Source organism: Sulfurovum sp. TSL6 (genome assembly GCF_019972115.1).
In the GTDB taxonomy this organism is placed as follows: Bacteria; Campylobacterota; Campylobacteria; order Campylobacterales; family Sulfurovaceae; genus Sulfurovum.
The window spans coordinates 731257-743136 of sequence record NZ_BPFJ01000002.1; the positions used below are offsets into that span (position 1 = coordinate 731257).

The window sequence follows — 11880 nt, forward strand, 5'->3', positions numbered from 1 at the left end:
GAACAAAATCCATTCAATTTTATTTAATTTTTTGTTTGTAACGATACTCATTTTAATTAAGACTATTTTAGTCCTAATTGGTTTAACGCATAATACGATGTTATTCTTAAATTAAGATAAATTCTAAGTGAAAGAGGATGATTCTACTCTGATTTATATCTAAAGAGAGCGTTTAAATAGGGGCTGTCTATAGAATGTATAGGCAAGTAACAAGAGCCAAATACGGAGAGTGTCCGTTTTGGTTTAAAAATTTGAAGGGGTAGGTGTATTAATAAGGTTATAAAATTCATTTCTGGTACGTTCATCACTTTTAAAGAGACCGCGTAGTGCAGAACTGACTGTCGTTGAATTGATCTTTTGGACCCCTCTCATTTCCATACACATATGACGTGCATGAACGACTACTGCTACACCCTTAGGCTTGATCGTTTCTGAAATGGCATCTGCTATCTGTTCTGTCATCTGTTCTTGTATCTGTAAACGTCTGGCATAGACATTGACGATGCGAGGGATCTTGGAGAGACCCACTACTTTTCCGTCGGGTATGTATGCCACATGTGCACGCCCTATAATAGGTAGCATGTGATGTTCACACATAGAGTAGAATTCGATGTCACGTACGAGTACCATTTCATCATTGCTTGTGCTGAAAAGAGCCTGATTAAGGATTTTTTTTGGATCCTGGTCATAACCCTCTGTAAGAAACTTCAGAGCTTTGGCCACACGGCTGGGTGTTTGAAGTAATCCTTCACGTTTCGGATCTTCTCCTAAAAGTTCAAGGACTTTGGTTACAGCTTGTTCAAATTCTTCTTCTTTATTCATCATGGTATATCCTGCCTATGTGTCATTCCCGGGTCAAGCCCGAGAATGACGGATGCATTTATTTTTCACATTGTAGCTAAAAACAATTTAACAATCTTCTCATCCACTTTGGAGATAGCGAGTTTTTGTATTTCATCTTCACTGAAGTAGTCAGATTTTTCAGGACTATGCTCATAATAGACATAGACTTTGCAGATGAGCTTAAAGTGTGTATAGGCATGGGTGACTTCACCTAGATACTCAGAGGCACACTCTGGGATCTCCACAGATTCAAATCCCCATAGGCCATGCAGGAATTTACCTTCTCTTTGCGTCAGTGAAAGTTTATCTTCATATACACGGATGAGAATATTCTGTTCTCTGGTGGGGACCACACGTCTTTTTTTTGTAGGGTATCGTGTAGGTTCTTCCTTTCCTTTACAGATGTCACCGAGAGGACAGATCTCACATTTTGGATTTCTAGGCAAACAGATGGTTGCCCCTATATCCATCATCGCCTGGTTGTAGTCAAAAGAATTGACTTTGTCTACCAGGTCGTAAGCGATTTCCCAAAGTTTTTTATCCGTGGGTGTGATGAGTTGATGTAAACGGCAAAGTATACGTTTTACATTGGCTTCCATAATGGGAACCGGTTGGTTAAAGGCGAAGGCTGCCACTGCATGTGCAGTATTTTGACCTATGCCGGGAAGTTTAATGAGTTCCTCTATATCACTTGGCAGTTCATCTACAAGTGTAGCAGTCTTATGTAAATTTTTGGCACGATTATAGTAGCCAAGCCCTTCCCACATCTTTAGCACATCATCCAGAGGTGCTTCACCTAAACTCTTAAGGGTAGGAAAACGTTCAATAAAAGGAATATAGTATTTCTCCAACACGGTTTTCACTTGTGTCTGCTGAAGCATCACTTCTGAGAGGTAGATATAATAGGTTTCATCCGTATTACGCCAGGGCAAGTCCAGTCGTCCATATTCTTGGTACCAGTTTTGGATATTTTGGTGGGTTTGTCTATACATGATGGGATTATAGCATGTGTAGCTTTGTACGTGTAGAATGTATGATAAAGCTCTCTAAGATATATTTAGTGAAAGCGTAAAGAGGCAATGATAGAGAGGTTTTTGCAAAAAAGTGAATGATAAAAATGATACAGAAAAGTACTTTGTAAGAGAGAATTTGATGAAAGTACAGTTTATTTGATGGTTAAACACATATTAATGCAATTTTCATTACCATAAGAGATTCTATTGAACACTATAAGGAAGACGTATGAAATTAAATAAAGTGATATTGGCATTTTTGATGCTTGTTGGAGTCGCACAGGCAGATGTGCATTCAAACATGGCAGAAACAAAACTTACAGCAGAACTTTGGGGAAATGAAGGTAATCAAGCGGTCCAGTTGGATGCGTTGATCAAAAAGTCAGAGTCAATTGGTTATTCTGTGGTGCAAGCTAACAAAAATATACAGGTACATTATCAAAACATGTTCAAAGAGAAAACTTTGGAGATGATCTCTTTCTATGGTCTTGTAAATCCAGAAGCACTTAGACCACTTTTCCTTAAAAACCCGGATTTTGGTGCCTATGCTCCCTTTAACTTCTTTGGCTATAAAACGCTTGATAAAGAAAAAGATGATAACACTTGGTATGGACACCTTGCTCCAGATACGATGTTGGACATCATTGGGGAGAAAGATCCGGAGACAAGGAAAGAGTTTACAGCTATGATACATTCCTTTGATGCATTGGTAGAAAAAGAGATGAAGCCTATGAAATCAAAAAGATTTGAACATACGAAGCCATTACCGAAAAATGGATTGACAAGAATGGTGAAAAAGTTTGAAAGAACAGATGATATAGAAACATTTGTTGAAGATTTTGTCATGGACCATGACGGACGTTTCTCTCAACATAATTTTATTATTGCCGGATTCATTGATTTTAAATTTGAATATGCTGATATGGAACTGGAATTTGACAAATATGATGCTTACTGGGTCTCTATGCTTTGTCACTTTGAATTTTCAAACTCCATCTTTAACAGAGGTATGCCTGAAGCAGGTATGTTCGCACCATGTTCAGTCTACTTCTATATTCCTAAAGGGAGCAATGAACTTCACGTAGGGTATGCATCTGTGGATAATTGGATCAATGCACTCAACTTTAAAGACCAAAAACGTATCGATTATATGAGAGCGATCGATGCAGAAGTCGTTGAAACCTTTAAAGAGATGGGCTTTGAAGTGGTAACACTCGGTAAAGACTGATCGAGAAAGTTGAAGCAAGAGTGATGAAAAAAATTAAAAAAAGGGATACATAGATGAAATTGATCAACATAATATTAGCATTTTTATTGGCGTTGGCTACTGCACAAGCTGAAAGTACTAAACTGGATATATCTGCACCTGCACCTGAAGTGCTTAGTACCTATTATGCAGCCAAAGCACAAGATGCCAAAAAAGTACAGTCAAAATTGAAAGCCAATGGTTTTTCCATTTTGGCTGTGACTGCACCGATCAAAGGTTCTATTGTTATTACAGTGACAAATAAAGAATTAAAAGCTACAAACACTTGGTTGGCAACCTTGAATGTACTTGTCAATGAAAAAGAAGTGCGTGTACAAAATCCATCATACTTTGGTGCAGCATACCTTCAAGACACGTTTAAATATGGTCAGTTTGCCGGGACATTGAAGTCTCTTCAAAAAGCACTGGGTGATCTTTATACAGTAGAAGATGAGTTTAAACTTGCAAAACTTCCTAACTATCAGTTTATGATGGGTATGGCTCATGTAGAAGATACGATCGGAGTAGCTGAAGGTGAAGATTTGGAAACAAAACTCAAAGACAATAAATATATAAGTTATAGCCTTAAACTTCCTAATGGTTCAACGCTTGTCGGGCATAATCTAAGAAGCAGAACTAATAAGTTTCTTGTTAAGATCGATGCAGTACATAATGCACAGATACTGCCATATAGAAGCATCATCAAAGAGGGTAAGGCCGTGATGCTGGACCCTAAATATTATTTGGCGGTTTCTCTGCCTCTTTTAAGTATGACAGAGTTTATGAAGATAGCCTCTGCTCCTGGTAATATAGAAAAAGACATTAAAAGAAGTTATAAATAGTTTGATTTTTTAGCTCTCCAGAGTCGCTCTGGAGAGTTTTTCTAGCAACCCCTTTTCCTCCTATCATTTTAACGCTTATTGGTATTTCAACTTTATTTAGATAAAATCACGTAATTATATATAAAGGATTGTAGTGAAAGTTACAGTAAACAAAGTAGACGACGCAAATATTATCGTAAGCGGTACTATAGAAAACAGTGCTGTTGAAGAGAACATTAACAAGATGGCTGTTCAAGCTGGTAAAGAGATGAAAGTAGATGGATTCAGAAAAGGTAAAGTACCTGCCCACGTAGTGAAAAAGCTGCATGGTGACAAGCTTGCACAGGATGCTGAAGGTGAAGTACTCAGAGAGCTTATTGATGCGGGTATGAAAGAAGCCGGTATCAATCCTGCAGATATGCTCGGTCAGCCTACCTTTAAAAAGTATGAAAAAACTGATTCAGGTATTGATGTGGAAGTAGAGATCTCTACTAGACCGGTATTCGAAGCGGAAGGTCATATGGATGTACTTCCTGCCTTTGAAAGACCAACAGCATCAGAAAAAGATATCCAAGAGAAACTTGATGAGATCGCTTCACAGCAAGCACCTTATGAAAAGATCAAAAGAAAACGTATGGTAAGAGACGGTGACATGGTAGTGATCGACTTTGAAGGTTTTGTTGACGGTGTAGCATTTGACGGTGGTAAAGCTGAAAAATTCAGCCTTAAGATCGGTTCTGGACAATTCATCCCAGGATTTGAAGAACAGATCATCGGTATGAAGTATGATGAAGAGAAAACAGTGACAGTAACTTTCCCGGAAGAGTATCAGTCAGCTGACCTTGCAGGTAAAGAAGCAGAATTCAAAGTAAAACTTCATGAAATCCAAGAGCAGGTACCAGCAGAGCTTAACGATGAATTGGCACAAAAACTTCTTCAAGGTGAAGAGAATGCAACACTTGAAATGTTGACTGACAGAGTTAAAACTCAGATCGAATCAACAGAGATTTCAAAACTTTATAACGAAGACCTCAAACCAAAATTGGTTGAAGCATTGGTGGCTAAATTTGATTTTGCATTGCCAAACAATATTGTTGAACAAGAGATCGATGCAAAGATCAATGCAAAAGCACAGCAAATGAGTGAAGAGGAACTTAACTCTTTCAAAGACAATCCTGAAAAAGTTGAAGCACTCCGTGAAGAAGTAAGAGAAGATGCAGTAGCCTCTGTAAAAGCGACATTTATCGTAGATGCCTTGGCTAAAAAAGAAGATGTATCTGTAGATGATCAAGAAGTATCACAAGCCATTTACTACGAAGCGATGATGAGTGGTCAAGATCCACAAGAAGTGATCAAATACTACCAGGAGAACAATCTTCTCCCAGCTGTGAAGATGGGTATGATCGAAGATAAACTCTTTGGTAAGATGTTAGGTTTAGATAAATAAAACAAGCAAACAAATAGCAACGTAAGTTGTTATTTGTTCTGTTAACCTATAGAGTGTATAGTTGAGTGGATAAAAAATCTATTTAACTATATACTATTTAAAGGCAAAAAATGAGTTATATTCCATACGTTGTAGAACAGACAGGTAGAGGTGAAAGATCTTACGATATCTATTCACGGTTACTTAAAGACCGTATTATTATGCTAAGTGGTGAAGTCAATGATCAAGTGGCTTCTACTGTAGTGGCACAACTTCTTTTTCTTGAAGCACAAGATCCGGATAAAGATATTTATTTTTACATTAACTCTCCAGGGGGTGTGATCACGTCTGGACTTTCAATGTTCGATACGATGAACTACATCAAACCGGATATTGTAACAATCTGTATAGGTCAAGCAGCATCTATGGGTGCTTTCTTGCTCTCTTCGGGGACAAAGGGTAAACGTTATGCGCTGCCACATGCACGTATTATGATCCACCAGCCTTCAGGTGGTGCGCAAGGACAGTCAACAGATATCCAGATACAAGCACAAGAGATACAAAGACTCAAAGACACATTGAATGAGATCTTGGCAGAGCAAACAGGTAAAACAACCAAACGTATTGAAAAAGATACAGAGAGAGATAACTTTATGTCAGCTAGAGAAGCATTGGAATACGGGCTTATAGACAAAGTACTCACAAAAAGCTTTATATAATAGAGACGGTATATGGTTAGAGAAATAGTAGTATATCCGGACAAAAGGCTCAAACTTATTTCAAAAGAGGTAGAGTCTTTTAATGGTACATTGCATGATCTTCTTGATGACATGTATGATACGATGCGTGCACGTAACGGTGTAGGTCTCGCAGCCATTCAAGTCGGTGTTGATATAAGGGCACTGATCATCAACATTCCTTTAGAGGGTGCAGACGGAGAACATGATCAGCCTAAAGAAAATACACTAGAGATGATCAACCCTATGATACTTGAAAAAGATGGTTCAGAAAAATTTCAAGAAGGATGCCTCTCTGTTCCGGGTATCTATGAAGAAGTTGAACGTGCAAAACATGTAAAAGTAGAGTATCTTGACAGAGAGGGTAATAAGCATATGATAGAAGATGATGACTTTCTTGCTATTGCCATACAACATGAGATAGATCATTTGGATGGAAAAGTATTCATTGAAAAACTCTCTTATATGAAGAGAAAGAAATTCGAAAAAGAGTGGAAACGAAGATTAAAAGAGGCATAAGCAGCAATCTTGAACTTTGAATTTTTCGGAGTACTTCACGTACACCTGTAAAATTCAAAGCACAACCTTACGACTTCTGACACTTTTTGAAAGCATTTCCAGTTTTTTGGAAAATGCTTCCTTTAAAATGTATTATTTATACCCCTTGCATGATCATCGCATCAGCGACACGTTTAAATCCTAAAATATTAGCAGCAGAGATAAGATCCATATCGAGCTTATGTTCATCACATGTTTTCTTAAGGTCACTATAGATATTTGACATAATGTCTCGCAGTTTTTCATCTACTTTTTCAAAGGAAAAATAATTCAGTGAACTGTTTTGGCTCATCTCTAATACAGAGACGGCTACACCACCGGCATTGGCTGCTTTGGCAGGGGCAAAAAGAATGTTGTTCTCTGTAAAAAGATTGATAGCGTCAGGTGTGGTAGGCATATTTGCACCTTCCGCAACGATCTTCACATCATTGTCTATGAGTAATTTTGCAGAGCTTGCACCTAATTCATTTTGTGTGGCACAAGGAAATGCTGCAAAACAGGGTATGTCCCATACAAAACTGCATCCCTCCTTATAGCTTTCTCTTTTCACATAAACGGCTTTCTTTCTTTCGAGTGCATAATATTCCAGTGAAGCCCTTCTTTCTAGCTTTATCTTTTTTAAAAGTTCAAGGTCTATACCGTTACTGTCATGGATAGCACCTTTGGAATCTGAACAGGTGACAGGAATGGCACCGATCTCATAAAGTTTTTCTATCGCATGGATCGCGACATTACCGCTGCCGCTAATAGTACAGATTTTACCTTTGAGTGTTTCTCCCATATCCTCCAGGAAGGTTTGTGTGAAATAGATTAGTCCATACCCTGTTGCCTCGGTACGTCCTAAACTTCCACCTAGGGAAAGGGGCTTAGAGGTGATGATACTGTCATAAGAGTTGGTGAGCTGTTTGTATTGTCCAAAAAGGTAGCCCACTTCTCTGGCCCCTACACCGATATCTCCACCCAGGATATCAATGTCTGCACCTATACTGTTATAAAAAGCAGACATAAACGCTTGACAGAACTTCATGATCTCTTTATCGCTTTTATCTTTAGGATCAAAATCGGCTCCACCCTTTGCACCTCCTATATGAAGTCCGGTGATCGCATTTTTAAAGATCTGTTCAAAAGCAAGAAACTTTAAGATATCCGGATTGACCGAAGGATGAAAACGTACACCGCCTTTGTAAGGGCCCAAAGCATTGTTAAATTGAATTCTGTACCCGTTATTGACATGGATGATATTGTCATCATCCATCCATTCTATTTTAAAGTGAATCTCTCTATTGGGAACCATAATACGGTCTATGATATTTTGATGCAGATATTCGGGATGTTTTTCTATCAGCGGTTGTATCGTATCGAGCACTTCTCTTAGTGCTTGAAAAAAAATGATGTCTCCTTTACAGTTACTTTTTTCGGCACGCGTCATGGCTTGCTCAATATACTCCATGTCATTCCTTTGTATGTATGTAAACCCAATTATATTACAATTTGACATATTTTCAACCTTTTTTTCAAAATTAGTGCATCATGATTGTATGAATGCAAAAACGGATAGTGGTACCCCACCTCAAAAGCAAGAGAACCAAGGAAAACAAAGACCCAAAAAAGAGGCTATTGTGAATAGATTGACCTGTGCAACACTTGAGGGTGTGAATGCACAGGTAATAGAAGTCGAAGCCACATTTACCAAGGGGCTTCCGGGATTTACGGTCGTAGGTTTAGCCAGCAGTGACATTCAGGAAGCAAAAGAGAGAACAAAGTCTGCACTGCTTACCAATGACTTTGTTTTTCCTCCGCTAAAGATTACGATTAATTTGAGTCCTTCGGATCTCAAGAAGTCAGGGACCCACTTGGATTTGGCTATGGCATTGCTCATTGCTATGCATAAAACCGTAGTAGACGAGGAAGGACTTTTTGTATTTGGTGAACTTGGATTGGATGGAAAGGTGAAAACAAGTTCCATGCTTTTCCCGTTGGTCTTATCTCTTAAGGAACAAGGCTTGATCAGACGGGCCATTGTTCCTAAAGAGTCCATTCCCTATTTGAGTCATATCTCTGGGGTAGATTTTATTGCGGTAGATTCACTTAATGAGGCGATGGGGATATTGAAGAGCAAGAACTTTAAAGCAAATGTACAGGCATTTTCTTACAAATCTGAATGTTTAACACTGAAAGAGAGATCGTATTATTTCGAAAGAAAATATGAAAGTGATTTTAGTGATGTCAAAGGGCAATCCATAGCCAAAAGAGCTTCGCTCATTGCAGCAGCCGGAATGCATAATCTTTTGATGGAAGGAAATCCGGGATGTGGTAAGAGTATGATAGCCAAACGTATCAAAGATATCTTGCCTCCACTCTTTGAAGAAGAGATACTTTCCATAGCCAAACATCAGTTTTTAGATGGCGTAACACCAAGCTTTTCAGCCTTGCGCCCTATACGGTCTCCTCATCACACAGCCACCTCTGCATCTATTTTCGGTGGAGGCTCCTCTGTAGCCAAGATAGGAGAGGTGGCCTTGGCACATAAGGGGATACTCTTCTTCGATGAACTTCCCCACTTCTCCAAAGCAGTCCTTGAAGCCCTTAGAGAACCACTTCAAGATAAAAAAGTACACATCGCCAGGGTCAATGCCAAGATCGAGTATGAAGCGGATATCATGTTCGTAGCCGCGCAGAACCCTTGTTCTTGCGGTAATCTTCTTTCCAAAAGTAAAGCTTGCAGATGCAGTGAAGTGGAGATAAAGCGTTACCAGAACAAACTCTCTGACCCATTTTTGGACCGTATAGACCTTTTTATTGTGATGCAGGAAGTAGATAGTAAGGATAAAGGCGACATCAGCTCTGCCCAGATGCACCAAGAAGTACTTGAAGCATTTAAGATGCAAAAAGCACGTGGACAGGAACGTCTCAATGGAAAATTGAGTGAAGAGGAGATAGAGAGATATTGTCTCTTAGGGAATAATGCAAGTCAGATTTTAGAGAATGCCATCAGTAAATTTGCACTTTCACATAGAAGTATTGCATCAGTGAAAAAAATAGCCAGAACGATCGCTGATTTGAATGCTCACACGTTGATAGAAAGATCAGATATATTAGAGGCCCTCAGTTATAGAAGAAGGGGATAGATAAGGATCGATCTGTTCAGTATTAAAATACCGAACAAACCGCTTTAGTAACGACAAATCCACCAAGTACCAGCCATGCGAACATTGCTGATGCCGTATAGACCGGTGCGAGTCCAAGTCCTTTGAACTTCGCAAAACGTGTTCCCATACCTAGCGCAGTCATTGCCATAGTAAGAAGGAAAGTATCGATCTCGTTGATAAGGCTTACAATATCTGTAGGTATAAGATGCAGTGAGTTGAACCCTGCCACACCGATAAAGTAAACTGCAAACCAAGGAATCACAAGTTTCACTTTTTCACCTGCACCCCCCTCTTTTTTAGCAGAGTAGCTTAAGTAGATACCAAGAATGATCAGCATTGGAGCGATCATAATAACCCTTGTCATCTTAACGATCACAGCCGCATCAGCCATCTCTTTAGGTGCACCAGGTACGGAAGCAGGTACCGCAACCACTTGCGCAACTTCGTGGATCGTACCACCTACGTAGATACCAAACTCTTTTGCAGTCATATGAAGGAATCCAGCTGCAGGTTCAATGATCGCCGTGTAGAGTACAGGGTAGAGGAACATCGAGATCGTACCGAAAAGTACAACCATCGATACCGCAATAGCAGCTTTATACTCTTCAGATTTCAGTACAGGCTCAGTAGCAAGTACCGCTGCGGCACCACATACTGATGCTCCTGAAGCGGTCAGCATAGAAGTATCTTTCTCCATACCGAAGATTTTGTGCCCTAACCATGTACCGAGGATAAAGGTAGAAGCCAGCATGATAAGAGAAACAAGGAATCCTGCCAACCCTACATCGATGATCTCTTGGAAGGTAAGTCTAAAACCATAGAAAACGATCGCAAAACGAAGAATCTTTTTCGCTGAAAAAGTGATCCCTCCTTGCCATGCTTCGGGAGTTTGGTTATGCAAAGTGTTGGCATAAAAAATACCCATGACGATACCGATCACAAGCGGTGAGATACCCAAGGCCTTTACAGCAGGGAAATCTGAGATAAATGTTGCAGCTGCAGCGAAGATAGCAACAAAGAAAATACCACTTAGGGTACCTTTACGTTTTTGTGGAGAAAACGGCATAAAAATCCTTTTATTCAAAATTATTGATAACATTTTTAGAATTCTACTATAATTTTGATATAATTTCCAAACCATTCATTGAACTAATGAAGTAAATCAATTCTAAAGAAGAGAAAAATATGAAATTAACACTTAGACAAATGGAGATCTTCTTAAATGTTGTGGTCTCTGGGCATTTGACGAATGTGGCTAAAGATATGAAGCTAAGTCAATCAGCGATCTCTATGTCCATTAAAGAATTAGAAAATATTTTGGGTCGACCTGTGTTTGACCGGATCAATAAAAAGCTTGTGCTTAATGAAGTGGGACGTGCATTTTATAAAGAGATTGATCCCATCTTTAAAAAGCTTTCAGACATTGAGTATGAATTTAAGAATTCAGAAAACAAGGGGATGATCCGGGTAGGTGCGAGTACCACCATCGTGGACTATTTGATGCCTGCCATTATCTGTAGTTATATGAGTTCTTATCCTGATGTGAAGATCACGCTCAAAGAGGGTAACACCAAAGAGATCGCAGATATGATCAAAGAGGGAACGATTGATATAGGTTTTGTGGAAGGGCTAGTGCCAGGTTCAGAGATAGTGAAAGAGAAAATAGGGGTAGATGAACTGGTTGTTGTCACAGCAGACAAGAACCTTTGTAAACCATGTACAATCGATGAACTGCAACACAAAAGATGGGTACTTAGAGAAGAGGGTTCTGGTACAAGAGACGTCTTTTTGGGTTATATTAAAGATAAAGTAGACGATCTGAATATTTTCTTGGAACTTGGACATACAGAGTCCATTAAAAGTATTTTGATGAACCGTGAATGTTTGACCTGTATCTCAAAGATCTCAGTGAAAAATGAAATCGAGGAAGGGAAACTCTATAAAGTGCCTGTAAAAGACTTTGAGTGTAAAAGAGATTTCCTGATGATTTATCATAAAGACAAGTATCATAGCTCACTGTTCGAAAAGTTTGTCTTCTTCTCTCGAAAACTGATGATGCAGATGATAGAGGGACAAACAGACTAGCC

At 39.1% G+C, this 11880-nt stretch carries 11 protein-coding genes; 7 read left to right on the plus strand and 4 right to left on the minus strand.

The genetic code is table 11. The annotated features are described in order from the left end of the window. Nucleotides 1-243: 243 nt before the first annotated feature. Entirely contained in the window at nt 244-822 is a 579-nt protein-coding gene (gene folE, locus LDM93_RS08765; protein WP_223892063.1) for a GTP cyclohydrolase I FolE, read from the minus strand. A 65-nt stretch (nt 823-887) separates the two neighbouring features. Next, complete coding sequence (locus LDM93_RS08770) at nt 888-1835, minus strand: A/G-specific adenine glycosylase (protein ID WP_223892017.1); 948 nt, start codon at nt 1833-1835, stop codon at nt 888-890. A gap of 250 nt (nt 1836-2085) precedes the next feature. Here LDM93_RS08770 and LDM93_RS08775 point away from each other — a divergent pair, with 250 nt between their 5' ends. From LDM93_RS08775 to def, 5 genes are all read left to right on the plus strand, one after another. Next, entirely contained in the window at nt 2086-3084 is a 999-nt protein-coding gene (locus tag LDM93_RS08775) for a hypothetical protein (RefSeq protein WP_223892018.1), read from the plus strand. Nucleotides 3085-3137: 53 nt separating this feature from the next. After that, nucleotides 3138-3944, plus strand: coding sequence for a hypothetical protein (locus tag LDM93_RS08780; protein WP_223892019.1), 807 nt, complete (start codon nt 3138-3140; stop codon nt 3942-3944). Nucleotides 3945-4077: 133 nt separating this feature from the next. Then, complete coding sequence (tig, locus tag LDM93_RS08785; RefSeq protein WP_223892020.1) at nt 4078-5370, plus strand: trigger factor; 1293 nt, start codon at nt 4078-4080, stop codon at nt 5368-5370. Nucleotides 5371-5480: 110 nt separating this feature from the next. Beyond that, nucleotides 5481-6068, plus strand: a complete 588-nt coding sequence (clpP, locus tag LDM93_RS08790) for an ATP-dependent Clp endopeptidase proteolytic subunit ClpP (RefSeq protein ID WP_223892021.1) — start codon at nt 5481-5483, stop codon at nt 6066-6068. A 12-nt stretch (nt 6069-6080) separates the two neighbouring features. After that, complete coding sequence (gene def, locus LDM93_RS08795) at nt 6081-6605, plus strand: peptide deformylase (protein WP_223892022.1); 525 nt, start codon at nt 6081-6083, stop codon at nt 6603-6605. Nucleotides 6606-6741: 136 nt separating this feature from the next. On the opposite strand, the gene gdhA is transcribed toward def, so the two are convergent. After that, on the minus strand, nt 6742-8094 hold the full coding sequence (gene gdhA, locus LDM93_RS08800; RefSeq protein WP_223892023.1) for an NADP-specific glutamate dehydrogenase: 1353 nt from the start codon (nt 8092-8094) through the stop codon (nt 6742-6744). Nucleotides 8095-8182: 88 nt separating this feature from the next. Here gdhA and LDM93_RS08805 point away from each other — a divergent pair, with 88 nt between their 5' ends. Next, nucleotides 8183-9772: a YifB family Mg chelatase-like AAA ATPase gene (locus LDM93_RS08805; RefSeq protein ID WP_223892024.1), complete on the plus strand. Its 1590-nt coding sequence runs from the start codon at nt 8183-8185 to the stop codon at nt 9770-9772. Nucleotides 9773-9794: 22 nt separating this feature from the next. Here LDM93_RS08805 and LDM93_RS08810 read toward each other — a convergent pair whose 3' ends face one another. After that, entirely contained in the window at nt 9795-10859 is a 1065-nt protein-coding gene (locus LDM93_RS08810; RefSeq protein WP_223892025.1) for a YeiH family protein, read from the minus strand. Nucleotides 10860-10978: 119 nt separating this feature from the next. Between LDM93_RS08810 and LDM93_RS08815 the strand changes: the two genes are divergently transcribed. Then, nucleotides 10979-11878, plus strand: coding sequence for a LysR family transcriptional regulator (locus LDM93_RS08815; protein ID WP_223892026.1), 900 nt, complete (start codon nt 10979-10981; stop codon nt 11876-11878). Nucleotides 11879-11880 lie beyond the last annotated feature (2 nt).